The 15530-nt window shown below is 69.3% G+C and carries 14 protein-coding genes; 12 read left to right on the forward strand and 2 right to left on the reverse strand.

The genetic code is table 11. The features are described from left to right. The 6 genes from DA1_RS27525 (at position 1) to DA1_RS27550 (ending at position 6670) form a co-directional block, all read left to right on the forward strand. The gene (locus DA1_RS27525) at positions 1-441 is read left to right on the forward strand and encodes a DUF3613 domain-containing protein (RefSeq protein WP_034391041.1); all 441 of its coding nucleotides are present in this window, start codon (positions 1-3) and stop codon (positions 439-441) included. 33 nt (positions 442-474) lie between these two features. Next, a complete protein-coding gene (locus tag DA1_RS27530) occupies positions 475-990 on the forward strand; it encodes a TadE/TadG family type IV pilus assembly protein (protein WP_034391038.1) in 516 nt (171 codons plus the stop codon). A 113-nt stretch (positions 991-1103) separates the two neighbouring features. Next, a complete protein-coding gene (locus tag DA1_RS27535) occupies positions 1104-1622 on the forward strand; it encodes a TadE/TadG family type IV pilus assembly protein (protein ID WP_230590726.1) in 519 nt (172 codons plus the stop codon). A gap of 16 nt (positions 1623-1638) precedes the next feature. After that, on the forward strand, positions 1639-3915 hold the full coding sequence (locus DA1_RS27540; protein WP_034391036.1) for a TadG family pilus assembly protein: 2277 nt from the start codon (positions 1639-1641) through the stop codon (positions 3913-3915). A gap of 50 nt (positions 3916-3965) precedes the next feature. After that, positions 3966-5360, forward strand: coding sequence for a sigma 54-interacting transcriptional regulator (locus DA1_RS27545; RefSeq protein WP_034391034.1), 1395 nt, complete (start codon positions 3966-3968; stop codon positions 5358-5360). 53 nt (positions 5361-5413) lie between these two features. Beyond that, positions 5414-6670, forward strand: coding sequence for a glycosyltransferase (locus DA1_RS27550; RefSeq protein WP_034391032.1), 1257 nt, complete (start codon positions 5414-5416; stop codon positions 6668-6670). Between the two features lie 76 nt (positions 6671-6746). On the opposite strand, the gene DA1_RS27555 is transcribed toward DA1_RS27550, so the two are convergent. Together DA1_RS27555 and DA1_RS27560 are read right to left on the reverse strand one after the other, a co-directional pair. Further along, positions 6747-8186, reverse strand: coding sequence for an EAL domain-containing protein (locus DA1_RS27555; RefSeq protein ID WP_034398262.1), 1440 nt, complete (start codon positions 8184-8186; stop codon positions 6747-6749). A 15-nt stretch (positions 8187-8201) separates the two neighbouring features. Further along, positions 8202-8747, reverse strand: a complete 546-nt coding sequence (locus tag DA1_RS27560) for a hypothetical protein (RefSeq protein WP_034391030.1) — start codon at positions 8745-8747, stop codon at positions 8202-8204. Between the two features lie 300 nt (positions 8748-9047). Here DA1_RS27560 and DA1_RS27565 point away from each other — a divergent pair, with 300 nt between their 5' ends. The 6 genes from DA1_RS27565 to DA1_RS27590 all read left to right on the forward strand — a co-directional run bounded on the left by DA1_RS27565 (position 9048) and on the right by DA1_RS27590 (position 15441). Then, entirely contained in the window at positions 9048-10460 is a 1413-nt protein-coding gene (locus DA1_RS27565) for a sensor histidine kinase (RefSeq protein WP_174549422.1), read from the forward strand. Further along, positions 10445-11791, forward strand: a complete 1347-nt coding sequence (locus DA1_RS27570; protein WP_034391028.1) for a sigma-54-dependent transcriptional regulator — start codon at positions 10445-10447, stop codon at positions 11789-11791. Before DA1_RS27565 ends, DA1_RS27570 begins: the two co-directional genes overlap by 16 nt. Before the next feature lie 191 nt (positions 11792-11982). Next, a complete protein-coding gene (locus DA1_RS27575) occupies positions 11983-12660 on the forward strand; it encodes a hypothetical protein (RefSeq protein ID WP_034398260.1) in 678 nt (225 codons plus the stop codon). Between the two features lie 104 nt (positions 12661-12764). Continuing rightward, positions 12765-13112, forward strand: a complete 348-nt coding sequence (locus DA1_RS27580; protein ID WP_012203978.1) for a DMT family protein — start codon at positions 12765-12767, stop codon at positions 13110-13112. An 11-nt stretch (positions 13113-13123) separates the two neighbouring features. Then, a complete protein-coding gene (locus DA1_RS27585; RefSeq protein ID WP_034391027.1) occupies positions 13124-14335 on the forward strand; it encodes an MFS transporter in 1212 nt (403 codons plus the stop codon). Positions 14336-14475: 140 nt separating this feature from the next. Then, a complete protein-coding gene (locus DA1_RS27590) occupies positions 14476-15441 on the forward strand; it encodes a DNA/RNA non-specific endonuclease (RefSeq protein WP_034391025.1) in 966 nt (321 codons plus the stop codon). Positions 15442-15530 lie beyond the last annotated feature (89 nt).

Raw genomic sequence — 15530 nt, forward strand, 5'->3', positions numbered from 1 at the left:
ATGCCAGACACATACCGCATGGACCCACCGCGCCGCACTGCAGTCGCCAACGCTCTGGCCCCCTGGCTGCTGGCCGCCGGCCTGGCCCTGCTTCCCACGGCCGCGCTGCATGCCCAGGCCTTTGGCGAAGTGCAGAGCCCGCCCGAGCAGGTGGACGCACGGCCCCATGTGTTCGCCGAGCCCTCCACCGACTCCATCCTGGTCGGCTACACGCTCTACACCAACCCCGATGGAACCGTGATGTACCTGCCCCGGCGCGAGATCGACATCGGCGGGGGCACCCTGCGGCTGCTGGAAATGCAGCACAGCCAGCCGGGCCAGCGTGCGCGCCCCATCGCGGGCGAGCAGGCGCGGCGCAGCTATGCGCGCTACCTCAAGAGCTTCGAGACGGAAATCCCCGCCCTGTACAAGACCGGCGTCGAAGCCGGCGGCAAGAACTGAGGCCGGCCCCGGCCACGGCTTGCAGGAACGACCATGACCCGGCTCCAACCCCGCGCTCACCGCTCCCACCGACCTGCCAGCCTGCGGCAGCGGGGGGTGTATGCGCTGGAGTGGGCCATCATCTTCCCGGTGTTCTTTGCCCTGCTGTATGCCTGCATCAGCTACGGGCTGGCGTTCCTGGTGCGCGAATCCATGCAGGCCGCCGCCGAAGACGCCGCGCGGGCCACGCTGCGCTACCAGACCAGCCGCACCGCCCGCCTGGACGCGGCCCGCAGCCTGGTGCAACAGCGGCTCGACTGGCTGCCCGCCGACCTTCGGCCCACGGCTGGCAGCATCGACGTGCGCATCTGCAGGCTGCAGAACAGCGAACTGTGCTCGGCCACGCTGACCTGCGGCGTGCTGGTGGCCGAACGCTGCATGGTGCGCGTGGGCTTCACCATCCCTTATGGAACCAGCCCGATAGCGCCCGCCCTGCCGGGCTTCGGCCTGGTCATGCCCACCACGTTGACGGCCAGCGCCAACATCATGGTGGACAGGGGGGGGCTATGAGATACCCCCTGAGCGGCTGCGCCGCTTCCCCCTTGAAGGGGGACGACACCCTCGCTGCGGGGCGGCGCGGCCGGCTTAGGCCCTTGCTCGGGGTCCCTGGGTTGGGGCATGCCATGCGTGGGGCACGCCCTGCTGCATCGGCCGAGTTCATGCAGGACACCGGCGATACCTTCGCGGCAGGGCTGCACAGGCGGCAGCGCGGCGTGGCGGCGGTGGAGTTCGCGTTGATCGCCGGGGTGATGGTGATGCTGCTGATGGGCATGTTCGTGTACTGGCGCGTGCTGCAGGCCCAGCAGTCGCTGGCGCGTGCCACGGGCGATGGTGCGCGCATGGTCCAGCATCTGGCGTTTGGCGGGATGGCGGGCTACAACCCGGCCAAGCCGGCCGAACGCGCCAACATCCTGCAGGCCACCAGCGATGTGGTGAACCAGAGCCTGGCGGCCAGCGGCATTCCAGCGGGCACGGCGCCCACCCAGATACAGATCAACTGGGGCACTTCCCAGGCCACGCTGAGCGTGGTCTACATGCTTCCCCCCGTGCTGGGCCAGGGCCTGCAGGTGGGCAGCCAGACCTTGGGCGAACCCACGCGCCTGGAGTCCCGCAGCCTGATCAGGCTTGCGCCCGGCAGCTAGACAGGAGGACCAGAGCATGCTCACCCACCTCCCCGCATCCGCACACCGCCCCCGAACGCGCCGGCAAGGGCGCCGACAAGGGCGCCGGCAAGGCGGCAGCCTGCTCGTGCAGTTCGCCCTGCTGGGCTCGGTGCTGTTCCTGTTGCTCGGCGTCGTGGACCTGGGCTACATGTACTACGCCAAGCGCGACCTGCAGCGCATTGCCGATCTGGCGGCCACCCAGGCGGCCCAGACCATCAATGCCGAGCGCAGCAACCGCGCCGCCTGCGTGACGGCGGGCGAGGATAGCATCACGGCCAACTGGCCGGTTCCGCTGACCCGCAACAGCACCCAGACCGTGGTCAGCTGCGGCAACTGGAACCCGGCGGACCCGGCCAGGCAGTCCAGCGGCGGCCGCTTCTTCGACGCCAGCTCCGGCCCGCTCAACGCGGCGCGCGTGACGGTGGGCGGCACCTCGCCCACCATCTTCCCCGGCCCCTGGAGCCGTGCCGTGGTGGCCGAGGCCATTGCCATGCGCAACGACTCGGTGGCGTCCTTCCAGGTGGGCTCGCAGCTGCTGCGCTTCAACAAGGACACGCCGCTGGGCGGGCTGCTGGGCCTGGTGGGGCTGGACGTGGGCATGCTGACCCTGCTGGACTCCAAGGGCCTGGCCGATGCCAAGATCAGCCCGGCCGGCCTGCTCAAGGCCCTGGGCGTGAACCTGGGCATAGAGCAGCTGCGCGCGCTGTCGCCCGAGGGCCTGGCCAACATCGCCAGCGTCACCCTGCTGAACGTGATCGACGCCTCCATCAGCGCCATCACCGACAACGCGCTGGCCGTGCAGCTCAATGCGCTCAAGACCCAGATCATCAACGCGGGCCTGAGCACCATCAAGATCCCGCTGGGCAGCCTGGACGACCAGAAGGGCCTGTTCGCCTTCCTGGGCGCCGGCCGCACCGATCCGCTGAACGCGGCCATGGACGTGCAGCTGGGCATTGGCGACCTCTTGAAGACGGCCATTGCCATCGGCGCCAACGGCCACGCGCTGCAGGCCAACCAGCTGGATGTGGCCGGGCTCATCAAGGGCCAGCTGACCATCGTGCAGCCGCCCACCATTGCCGTGGGCCCCGTCGGCACGCAGGGCTACAGCGCGCAGATCCGCCTGAACCTGAACGTGGACACGGACCAGCTGCTGGGCGGCGCACTCAAATGGCTGGTCAAGGACATCCTGGGCACCCAGGTCAAGCTGCCCATTGCCGTGGACATCACCAACGCCACGGGCACGCTGACGGCGCTGCAATGCAGCGCCAGCCCGCAGACCATGGACCTGTCGGTCAAGTCCTCCATCCTCAACGCCTGCGTGGGCAAGATGGACCCGGCCAACAAGCAAAGCTGCGAGAAGGGCCTGCAAAATGAGCAGCTCATCACCCTGCTGCACCTGCCCGTGCTGAACGGCAAGCTGTGGGTGCCGGCCCTGGAGTACACGGACTCCACCACGGGCCTGGGCATGGAGCCGGGCTACGAAGATCCGGCCGACCCCAACTGGTCCAAGACCAACCGTTCCACGCAGGTGAACCAGCTGGCGCTGGGCGACACGGTCAACAACATCGTCACGGGACTGCTCAACCTGCTCAGCGGCCTGCTGCAGCCACCGAACAGCACGCCCACCGACATCACCACGCGCCTGCTGGGCTCCTACCTGGACGCCTCCATGGTGAACGGGCTCTACAACGTGACCAGCCTCACCAACCTGCTGCTCAGCGGGCGCGGCGTGGCCGGCGACAAGGACTACATGCCGCCGCTGCTCACGTCCAACTTCACGTTCAACAACGCCATCGCCAAGTCCTGCCTGCTGGTGGCCTGCCCGTCCTCCACCTGGCCCAGCGGCACGTTCTCGGCCGCCCTCAACTCCTACACCAGCGTGCCCGGCGGCCTGCTGGATGTGCTGGGCATCTCCACCTACGACAACGGCTACCAGAGCTGCGCGGGCCTGCTCAGCTCGCTGCTCAACTGGAATGGCTGCGTCAAGAACAACGTGACCAAGCTGCTGACCTCGCACCCGCAGTACCTGTACACGATCAACCCGAACAGCCCCGAGATCCAGTCCCTGCTCAACCGCGACAACAACCTCACCTGCACCGGCGCCCTGTGCACCCTGCTCAAGCCGCTGGTCACCACCGTGCTCAAGCCCATCCTCAACGGCGTGGGCACGCTGCTGACCAGCGTGCTCAAGGACACGCTGGGGCTGGAGGTGGGCCGCACCGACATCAAGGCCCTGTCCATCGGCTGCGACACGGCGCAACTGGTTTTCTGAACGGCAGGCAAGGCCATCCAATCCATGAATCGACAACGAGGGAATGCAACGTGAATCTGGACGAGCTCGTCATCTATGTCTGGGAAGGCCAGGCCGATATCGCCGAGCGGGTGGAGCGCTGCGTGCTCAACCTGGGCGTGGACGTGGTGCGCGCCGACGGGCTGACCCTGCCCGCCGACACCAGCGAGCTGGGCAATGCGATTGCCGTGGTCAGCGTCTCGGTGCTGGAGGGCGCGCGCTTCACGCGCCAGGGCGTGGAGGGCACCTTCGGCATGCCCGTGCTGTGGGTCAGCGCCAAGCAGCGCGACGCCAACGCCGGCACCTATGCCATGGAGTACTCGCATGTGCTGCCCTTCGACTTCACGGGGGCCGAGCTGCGCGCCATGCTGGTGCGCATCCTGCGGCGCATGCAGAGCAACCAGCGCCAGGTGCAGCGCTCGGAGGACATCATCGCCGTGGCCGACTGCATGCAGCGCCTGCTCCGCGACGTGGATACCTTTGCCGACTGCGAGCACAGCGTGCTCATCATCGGCGAGACCGGCGTGGGCAAGGAGCGCATTGCCGAGCGGCTGCACGAGCGCAACAACCGCTACGGCCAGGGCCCCTTCGTGGTGGTCAACTGCGGCGCCATCCCGGACGGGCTGTTCGAGTCCCTGTTCTTCGGCCATGCCAAGGGCTCGTTCACGGGCGCGGTGAATGCCCACAAGGGCTATCTGGAGCAGGCCAACGGCGGCACGCTGTTCCTGGACGAGATCGCGGACCTGCCGCTGTACCAGCAGGTCAAGCTGCTGCGCGTGCTGGAAGAGCGCGCCATCACGCGGCTGGGGTCGGCCGCCGCCGTGCGGCTGGACTTCCGGCTGGTGGCGGCCACCAACAAGCCGCTGCGCGGGCTGGTGCGCGAGGGGCGCTTCCGGGCCGACCTGTTCTTCCGCCTGGCCGTGATCGAGCTGCAGATCCCCAGCCTGGAGGAGCGCGGCGAGGCCGACAAGCTGGCCATCTTCCACGCCATCCTGCGCAAGGTGGTGGGCGAGGCCACGATGAAGGAGCTGGGCGAGGCGCCCTTCTTCATCCTCGACGCCGTGGCCCAGATGTACTTCCCCGGCAATGTGCGCGAGCTGCGCAACCTGGCCGAGCGCATCGGCGTGGCCGCCCGCCAGACGCGCGACTGGAACGCCGACGGCGCCACGCAGCGCATCCTGCAGCACGCCCAGGCCCTGTCGGCCACCACCCTCCCGCCGGACGCCGGCGCCGCCGAGCCCCTGCTGGCCGACCGCAGCAACTGGGACATGGACGAGCGCAACCGCATCATCGCGGCGCTCAACACCAAGGACTGGAAGCGCCAGAACACGGCCCAGCACCTGGGCATCAGCCGCAAGGTGCTCTGGGAAAAGATGCGCAAGTACCAGATCAGCGACGGCGAGCCCGAAGTGCCCGTGCCGGGCTGAGCACGCCCTCCGACACATCCCCATCCCCCCACGCCATGGAGACTTCCACGAACATGCAGGACAAGCCGGTCATCATCTTCGTCAGCGCCGTCTACCCCAGCCAGTACAGCCTGCTGTGCAGCCACCTTCGCGCCAGCGGCGCGGCCGACAGCTGGTTCATGACCATGCCCGGCCATGCCGAGAACTACGCGAGCCAGTGCGACCACCTGCTGTCGTTCCGGCCCGATGGCGACATCGTCGGCCCGCAAAGCTACTACTACTCCAGCAAGGTGGAGCGCTCGGCACGCATAGGCCGCGGCCTGCTGCAGGGCCTGCAGGCCTTCGAGAAGGAAAAGGGAAAACGCATCGACGTGGTGGTCGCCCACTCGCTGTGGGCTGCGCCCAACCTGCTGTACGGCGAGATCGATGCCGCCATCGTCAGCTACATCGAATTCCCCAGCTACCGCGTGCACGGCAACGAGCCCGACTACCCGCCCGACCTGTCCCAGCGCCTGGCCGACCGCAACATGGAAATGCTGCACTACCACCAGGTGCTGTGCAGCGACCTGACCATCACGCCCAGCGCCCATGCGCGCTCGCTGTTCCCGCCGCTGCTGCAGGAGCGCGTGGCCGTGCAGTTCGAGGGCTTCGACATCCAGGCTCCCGACGAGCAGGCCGAGCCGCCGCCGCGCCAGGACACGCGCTTCACCGTGGCCTTCTCATCGCGCGACCTGTCCAGCTCCAAGGGCTTCGAGACCTTCATGCGCCTGGTCGATCGACTGGTGCGCGAGGGCGATGGCCAGCAGATGCGCTTCATCGCCCTGGGCGACCCCACGGCCGTGACCTACGGTTACGAACAGCAGTGGGTGGAGCGCCGCTACCAGGGCAAGGTGGCCAGTTTCCGCGACCATCTTCTGCAGATCCACCCGGCCGCCCAGGTGGTGGAGTTCCCGGGCAAGCTGCCGTATGACGAGTTCGCGCGCACGCTGGCCTCGGTGGACCTGTTCCTCTATCCGCTGCGCTACGGCGTGGCCAACTGGGGATTGATGGAGATCCTGGCGCGCGGCGGCTGCGTGATCGGATCGAACTGGGGCTTTGTGCCGGAGCTGGTGCAAAACGATGTCAACGGCCTGCTGCTGCCCGACAGCGACGACGCCTGGATAGGCGCCATCCGCCAGCTGCGCGACGACCCGGCCCGGCGCCAGCGCTACGGCCGGGCCGCGCGCGAGACGGGCAAGCGCTTTCACATCTCCAACGTGGCCCCGCGCTTCATGGACCTGTTCCGCCTGGCCATGGCGCGGCGCAAGGCCGCCCCGCTGATGCTGGAGTGAGGTGCAGCACCGGCCCGGGCCAGGCACGGGCCAGGGGCGGCCCAAGCGCGGCCCAGGGCCGGGATCGGTCCAGGCCTCAGGCCCGCGCCCGCAGGAAAAATCCCGTGCCCATGCCGGTCTCGGCGGCCGACACCTCGGCTCCACCAGACACGGTGGAGGCCGCCACAAGAGCAGACATGCGCTCCATGCCGCTCCAGCTCAGGGCCATGTCCAGCTCGTCGCCGTCCTGCACCTCGGTCGCCTCCAGCACCTCCAGCACGTCTTCCACGCGCACCACCTGGTCCAGCAGGCCATGCAGCGAGGGCCGGGCGATGAAGAAGCCCTGCGCGCCATGGGCTCCCGCCAGCGCCACGGCCTCCAGGCCCTGGGCGGACTCGATGCCTTCCACGATCACGCAGGCGCCCCGGTCGGCGCACAGGCTGACCAGGCCCTGCATCATCCGGGCCGAAGGCCGGGCCTGCAGGCTCTGGTCCAGCACGGACTTGTCGATCTTGACGATGTTGGCGCGCAGCTTGCCCAGAATGTCCAGGCCGCAGCGCCGGGGCACGATGTCGTCCAGCGCCACGCGCACGCCCAGGATCTGCAGGTGCCGCACCAGGCCCAGCGCGGCCTTCTCGCAGGGGAAGGCGCCGGTCTCGGTGATCTCCAGCACCAGGCGCTGGGCGATCTCGGGCCGGTCCTCCAGGTAGTCGAACACGCCATCCCACCAGGCGTCGTCGCAGAACGAGGCGGCCGACAGATTGCAGCCCAGGCTGTGGCCGGTCTTCATCTCCAGCGCGCCTATCATCGACCACAGCACGCTGCGGTCCAGCCGCGCGGCCAGGCCCAGGCGCTCCAGCGCCTCGATGGCATGGGGCACGGCATAGTTGTCGTAGGCAGAGAACACGCTGCGGCGCAGCAGGCACTCGTGGTAGAGCGTGCGGCCCGCGCCGGCCCCACTGCCTCCACCTGCCATGCCTGCGGGCTCCAGCAGCGTCACGGGCTGGAATGCCAGCGCCAGGTGGCCCAGCCGCAGATCGTCCAGCAGGCGGCCCGCCAACTGCATGTCGGCCTGGTAGGCCTTGATCAGCCTGGGGTGCATCCTGCGCACCGCCATGTCCTGGACGCCCGCCGTGGCGTGGCCCTTGCCGCGTATCTCATGCAGGCCCGTCAGGGAGACGCAGCCCAGCGCCTGCACCTCGGCGCGCAGATAGGCCTGGCGCGCGCCGTCCACCACCGGGTCGCGCACCAGGGCGGACTCCAGCGCATGCATCCAGCCATGCCGGGCCTGATTGCCGGGCAGCACCGTGTCAGCCATCGTGCGGGGATCGAACCCCCGAACCAGCACCGTGTCGCCCGCACGCTCCAACGATTCGGCATCGATGCCCAGGCCCGTGAGCCGCTCCACGCAGACCCGCATGGCCTCCTCGCAGAAGCCGTTGCCGTAGACGCTGCGCCAGGTCTGCAGGGGCGACAGCCAGATGGCCAGGTCCACGGGGGTGTCGCCGGGCGGAGCTTCGATGATGTCGTCGTGCATGGTGTGCTCCTTCATTCAACGGCCTGCAATGGGTTGTGAATAGCAGTGAAATCCGATCGCCCTGCGCCCCCGGCCCGTGGGCCCGCCGCCGAGCACGCCGGCATCCACGGCCGACAGCGCCAGGTCCACATGGCCGGCCACCAGGTCAAAGACCACCGAACAGGCATCCGCCTTGCGGCTGAAATACGCCAGCGTGGCGTCCGTGCCACCAGCGAAGCTGCCCAGCAGCGCCTGCCCGTCCTGCTCCTGGAACACGGCCTGCGCGCCCCCCTGCTGGGGCACGATGACGCGGTCGCCCTGCTGCAGCACGGCGCCGGCCTGGGCCGCGATCACGTCATTGCGCCGCACGATGCGCACGCCCTCGCTCACGCGCGTGAGCAGCGCCACCGGCGCCGTCTGCGCATGAAGGCTTCCGTCGCCCGCCTCCCGCGCAGGGGTGCGCGGCACGGCGGCAGACGCAAACGAGGCGGGCACGTTCAACGGCTTGCTGCGCGCCCTGTCAGGGCTGGTGCGCAGTCGCGACAGGGCCACGCCTGCAAGCGACAACGAGAGAGCGGCCATGGTTTCTCCTCCGAAAGACTGCGATCGATGGGGCGGGTGGCGCAGCGCCCGGTTTTCCAGACACTGCGACAAGCTTTTTGCATCCTGTTGCAACAAGCGTGCCATGGGCCTGGACGTCTTCATCCAACGCAAAGCCATCTGTAACCTATTGATTTATTTGGACACCCAAGCACAGCTGCCACCATGTCACCCCACGGCGTTACGGGCGATGTCACGTAACGCCTGCGCGCCACGGCGTTACTTTCGCAGCGGCCGCGCAGGACGACGCGGCCCTGGCTGCCAGGCGCGGCCCCCCTTTCGGTGTATGTTCCAGCGCATCACTTTCAGGAGCCGGCCCTGTCCCCGCAAAAGTCCATCCAACGGGATCTGGTGATCCTCTGGCTCACCATCTCGGCCGTCGCCCTGGTGCTGGCGTGGCTGCTGCTGCTGCTGAGCCGGCAGGGCACCGACCAGCAGGTTTCCCGCGCCCGCGACGCCGCAGGCGTCAGCTGCAGCGCACTGCAGGCCGGGGCCGCGCGCATGGGGCTGGCGGGGCTGATGGCGGACACGCCCAGCGCACAGGCCCGGTCCGCCGCGCAGGCCGTGCTGGACCTGGCGCTGCGCGAGCGCCCCGGCATGGAGGGCGGCTTCTGGCGCGAGGGCCCCGGCGTGGTGGCCTATGCGTTTCCCACCTATGACGGCTCGGGCATCAAGCGCGATGCGCCCAGTGCGGAGATGGAGCGCATCACCTCCACCGCCCAGCGCGCGCGGGACAGCGCAGGCCTGGTGACCGACCTGCGCCCCGGCCTGCGCGAGGCGGTGGTCTTTGCCGCCTGCCCGGCCCAGGCGGACGCACCCGGGCTGGTGGCCTGGACACTGATGCGCGTTCCCCTGATCAGCGCCGACGTGGTCAACCCCCTCATCCTTGCCGTCAGCCTGCTGCTGGGCATGGTCCTGGTCTCGGGCCTGTGGCTGGGCAGAATGCTCCGGCGCTGGCAGCGGCAGTCGGCACAGATGGAGCAGCAACTGCTCAGCGCCGAACGGCTGGCCACCCTGGGCAGGCTGTCCGCAGGCCTGGCGCACGAGATCCGCAATCCGCTGGGCACCATGCGCATGAAGGCCGAGACCGCGCTGGCAGCGCCCGCGCCACTGCGCGAAGCGCGCAGCCTGGGCGCCCTGGAGGCCGTGCTGGCCCAGACCGCGCGCCTGGAAGACCTGGTATCGAGCCTGCTGGCATTGACCCAGCCCTTCCGGGTGCAACCGGAGCCGGTGGACCTGCAGCAGTTGCTGGACGAAAGGCTGCAGGCACATGCCGAGCTGGCCCAGGCCAGGGGTGTGCAACTGGCAACGGCAGTGTCCGCCGGCCTTGCCCGGGACCTGCAGGATGGGCGCCGCCCGCTGCTGGACACCGTGCAGATGGCCAGGGCGCTGGACAACCTGCTGCTCAACGCACTGGCGCACACGGCGGCCGGCGGCCGGGTGGAACTGGGCGCAGATCGCGGCGCCCACCGCAACAGCCCGCTGCAACTGTGGGTGGCAGATGACGGCACGGGCATTGCGCCCGAGCTGCGCGACACGCTGTTCGAGCCCTTCACCACCGCGCGCCCCGGCGGCACCGGGCTGGGATTGGCGCTGGTGCGCGAAATCGTGCTGGCCCATGGCGGCCGCATCGCGCTGGGCAAGACAACACAAGGCACACGCATAGAAATGGAATTTCCATGGCCCGCATCCTGATCGTGGACGATGACACGGCCTTCCGCGAAAGCCTGGCCGAGATGCTGGGCGACCTGGGCCACGCGGTCAGCGCGGCGCCCACGGTGGCGGCGGGGCTGCAGGTGCTGCAGGCCGGTTCGGTGGATGTGGCCATCGTCGATCTGCGCATGCCCGGCGAGGACGGGCTGGCCTTCCTGCGCAAGGCCCGCGGCCTCTCGCGGGCGCCCTGCATCATGCTCACGGCCTATGCCAGCGGCAGCAACACCATCGAGGCCATGCGCCTGGGCGCCTTCGACCACCTGACCAAGCCCATTGCCAGAACCTCGCTGGTCGAGGTGCTGGAGCGCGCCTTGCTCAGTGCCGGCCAGGCCGGCAGCCCTGAGAACGCCGCACAGAATCCGGCGCAGAACCCGGAGCAGGAAGGCGATGAAGCCGAGCTGGTCAGCGGCAGCGAGGCCATGCGGCAGGTCTTCAAGCGCATCGGCCTGGCGGCGGACAGCGACGCCACCGTGCTGGTGCTGGGCGAGACCGGCACGGGCAAGGAACTGGTGGCCCGAGCCCTGCACCGCAACAGCGCCCGGGCGGAGCGCCCCTTCGTGGCCGTCAACTGCGCGGCCATTCCGGCAGACCTGATGGAAAGCGAACTCTTCGGCCATGTGAAGGGCGCCTTCACGGGCGCCGTCAGCGACCGCGCCGGGCGCTTTCGCGAGGCGCAGGGCGGCACGCTGTTCCTCGATGAAGTGGGCGATATGCCGCTGCCCACGCAGGCCAAGATCCTCAGGGCGCTGCAGGAGCGCGAGATCACGCCGGTGGGCGCCAGCCGGGCGCTGCCCGTGAACGTGCGCATCATCGCGGCCACGCACCGCGACCTGCCCGCCGCCGTCAAGGAGGGGCGCTTTCGCGAGGATCTCTGGTACCGGCTCCAGGTCGTGCCCGTGCACCTGCCGCCGCTGCGCGAGCGCCTGGGCGACGTGCTGCTGCTGGCCGAGCATTTCCTGCGCCAAGGCGGCGGCGCCTCGCCCAAGCGCCTGGGTGCCGACGCCGCGCGCCTGCTGCTGGCGCACGACTGGCCCGGCAACGTGCGCGAGCTGCGCAACGCCATGGAGCGCGCGGCCCTGCTGTGCCCCGGGCCGGTCATCGGGGCCGAGCACATCGGCCTGCAGCCTGCCGCGGCGCACGGGCCCGCCATCGACTGGAACGGCCCGCTGGCCGCCGCCGTCGCCCAGCTGGAGCGCGAAATGGTCACGCGTGCCCTGGCCGCCGCCACGGGCAACCGTGCCGAGGCCGCGCGCCGCCTGGGACTGTCGCGCCAGCAGCTGTACCGCAAGCTGGCGGAGTTCGGGCTGGGCTGAGGCAGCAATGGGCACACGGACGCGCGGACGCACGGACGGCACCGCATGTGTCCGATACGGTGACACCGGCTGTCTCCGCATCGGACACCGGGCCCGCAGCATCCTCTGCAAGTTATTGATTTCATGAGGATTCCTGATGGCATGGCACTTGCATTGACGGATGCGTGTCCATCGCCAACCAAGGAGCCCTCATGTCCCGATTTGTTCTTACCTCCGCCGTTCTGTGGCTGGGTTCCAGCGCATTTAATGCGCATGCCGTGCCGCCCGGCGCCTTCGCCTCTTCAGCCCCTTCAGCCCCTGCAGGGCCTGGTGCGCCGCACGCACAGGCCGTGCTCGAAAGCGCCGTCGCCCGGCTGCTGACCAATCCGTATGGAGAGGTGGACGGCCTGCGCCTGACCGACGGCACGGTGGTCCGGTTCCCGCCCCATATGTCCGATGCGCTCACGGCAGTCGTGAAGGTGGGCGACACGGTGCGCATCATCGGCCGCAGCGAAGCCGGTGGTGCGGTCAAGGCGGATGCCATCGTGAACTCGGCCAGCGGCCAGACCGTGTACGACCAGCCGCCCGCCCGCGACGGCGCCCGCCCCATGCCGCCGCACCTGCGCATGGCCGGCCTGCAGACGCAGCAGGCCCAGGGCCGCATTGACGTGGTCCTCACCGGCCCGCGCGGTGATGCCAACGGCGTCATCCTGTCCGACGGCGCCATCGTGCGCTTTGCCCCCCATGCGCTGCAGCAGCCGCTGCAGCCGGGGCAGCTGTTTGCCGCCTCGGGCCTGGGCACGCGCAACGCGCACGGCACCTCGCTGGAGGCCACCAGCATGGGCGCCAGCCTGTCGGACCTGCAACCGCTGTACGACCGCGCGCGCTGATGCCACCGCCCGGTCCCCGGGGCCGGGCGGGCTTCTGCCTTTTCCTTCTTTCCTTCTTTCCTGCTTTCCTGCTTTCCTGCTCTCCCGCCTTCACCGAACCCGCCATGTCCCCCAAGATCGCCCCCGTCCTGCTGCTGCTGATCTCCAACGTCTTCATGACCTTCGCCTGGTACGGGCACCTGAAGTTCGAGAACCGGCCGCTGTACCTCGTCATCCTGGTGAGCTGGCTGATCGCGCTGGCCGAGTACTGCTTTGCCGTGCCCGCCAACCGGCTCGGCCATGAGGTCTACAGCGCGGCCGAGCTCAAGACCATCCAGGAGGTGATCACGCTGGTGGTCTTCGCCGTCTTCTCCGTGCTCTACCTGGGCGAGAAGCTCACCCTCAACCACTTGGTGGGCTTCGGCTTCATCTGCCTGGGCGCCTTCTTCGTGTTCAAGGGCCCCCTGCGCTGAAAGAGGTCGCCATGCACCGCACACACCACCATGCGCGGCGCTGGCTGCCGGGGCTCAATTTCTTCCTGGCCGATGTGCGCGACGGCCTGGGCCCCTTCCTGGGCGTGTTCCTGCTCGCCCAGGGCTGGCGGCTGGACGACATCGGCTACGTCATGGCCCTGGGCGGCATCGCGGGCATGCTGGCCACCACGCCGCTGGGCGCGCTGGTCGATGCCTCGCGCCGCAAGCGCAGGCTGCTGGCCGCGGCCATCGCCTTGCTGCTGGCGGGCAACCTGGCCATCTGGATCGCACCGTCGCTGGCCGTGACGGCGGCATCGCAGGTCATCACCGGCGTGGTCGCGGCCCTGATCGCGCCCTGCCTGCTGGGCATCACGCTGCAGATCACCGGCCATGCGGACCTGCCCCGGCAACTGGGCATCAACGAAGCCTGGAACCACGCAGGCAACGTGGCCACGGCCGCGCTGGCGGGGGCCATGGGCCTGCGCTGGGGACTGCCCTCCGTCTTCGTGCTCATGGCCCTGATGGGCTGCGCCTCGCTGGCCTGCCTGGCGCTGATGCGGCTGGATGAAACCCCGCAAGACACGCCGCCCCCAGAGCAGGCAGGGCCTTGCGCACCCGGCCTGCTGCACGTGCTCACGGGCACGCCGGCGCTGCGGGTGCTGGCCGTGGCCATGCTGCTGTTTCACCTGGGCAATGCCGCCATGCTGCCGCTGCTGGGCCAGGCTGCCGTGGCGCGCGGCCATGCCAATCCCAGCGGCTTCACGGCGCTGACCATCATCGTGGCGCAACTGGTCATGATCCCCATGGCCTTGCTCGCCGGGCGCCACGCCCAGCGCAGCGGCTACTGGCTGCTGGTCAAGGCGGCCCTGCTGTCGCTGCCGCTGCGCGGCCTGGTTGCCGCCACCTGGGATTCGGACTGGGCGCTGATCCCCGTGCAGGTGCTAGACGGCGTGGGCGCCGGGCTGCTGGGCGTTGCCCTGCCAGGCCTGGTCGCGCAGACGCTGCGCGGCACCGGCCACGTCAACGCAGGCCTGGGCGCCGTGATGACGCTGCAGGGCCTGGGCGCGGCCGCCAGCCCGGCACTGGCGGGCTGGATTGCACAGCGCTTCGGCTTTGATGCGGCCTTTCTTTCGCTGGGCGGCATCGCGGTGCTGGCCCTGGCGCTGTGCTGGTTCGGCGCACCTGCCGAACCAAGGGCCGCACACCTCCAGCCCAAGACCTGACATCGGGCCATGCGCGGCCCGCTTTCAGGGCATCTGGAAACATTTGGGGGCCTGGAAACATAGGAGAATTCCTAGGACCCGAATCAGAACCCGCGCCATCGCGGACTTGCCTCCCAGCGGCCAGCGCCTGCCGCCCCCGAATGACTGTCAAGAACAAGAAGCCTTCCGCGCGCAAGCGCAGTTCCTCCCCCGCCTCCAAGAAGAAAGCCTCCGGCCGCAGCGGCCTGTGGCGCTCCATGCTCGCCGCCCTTGTGGCGGCAGCGGGCACCTTCCAGATCGCCAGCTGCAGCCTGGACCCGAACTGGCACCCCAAGCTTCCCGAGCCGCCCTTCCTGTCCACCCTGCCCATCCCGGGGCTGGAGCACCTGCGCAAGCAGCCGGAGACAGGTTCGGGCACGGCCTCCGGTGGCGGCAGCCCGCCAGCCGGCAGCATGGCCACGGGCTTTTCGCACTGCCGCGATTTCTTCCCCGGTGGCGAGCCCCCTGCCCTGCAGATCCAGCCCCAGCAGCGCGAGCTGTGCTTCAGCGCCTTTGCCGTGCTGCACAGCGGCCAGACCAAGACGCCCGTCTTCGTGGTGGAACGCCTGAACCGCAAACTGCTGGACCAGGGCCAGGGCCTCAAGCGCAGCGACAAGTTCTATGCCGATGCCCGCCTGCCCCGCGCCGAGCGCGCCGAGCTGGACGACTACCGCCGCTCCGGCTACTCGCGCGGACACATGGCGCCGGCCGGCGACATGTACTCGCCCGAAGCCATGGCCCAGAGCTTCAGCCTGGCCAACATGGTTCCGCAGGACCAGACGCACAACGGCGGCGTCTGGAGCAAGGTCGAGCAGGACACGCGCCGCTACGCCCAGCGCGCCCAGGGCGATGTCTATGTGTTCACCGGGCCGGTGTTCGACGGCCAGCCGCTCACCATCGGGCCGGGCAAGGTCCATGTGCCCAGCCACATTTTCAAGCTGGTCTACGACGCGAGCACGGGGCGTTCCTGGGCGCACTGGCAGGCCAATAGCCCGGATACGCGGATGAGTGCGCCGATCAGTTATGAGGAGTTCACTCGGAGGACGGGGATGCCGTTGTTGGCGGGGGTGATGAGGGGGCGGGGTTAGTGCCTCTCGCAGGCTTCTGGCGTGGGCCAGGGGACTGTTTCTTGCCCCTGCCGGGGGGTTGTTTTTCGAGGCCGGGTCTCGGCCCGGCG

The sequence above is a fragment of the Delftia acidovorans NBRC 14950 genome (genome assembly GCF_001598795.1).
In the GTDB taxonomy this organism is placed as follows: Bacteria; Pseudomonadota; Gammaproteobacteria; order Burkholderiales; family Burkholderiaceae_C; genus Comamonas; species Comamonas acidovorans.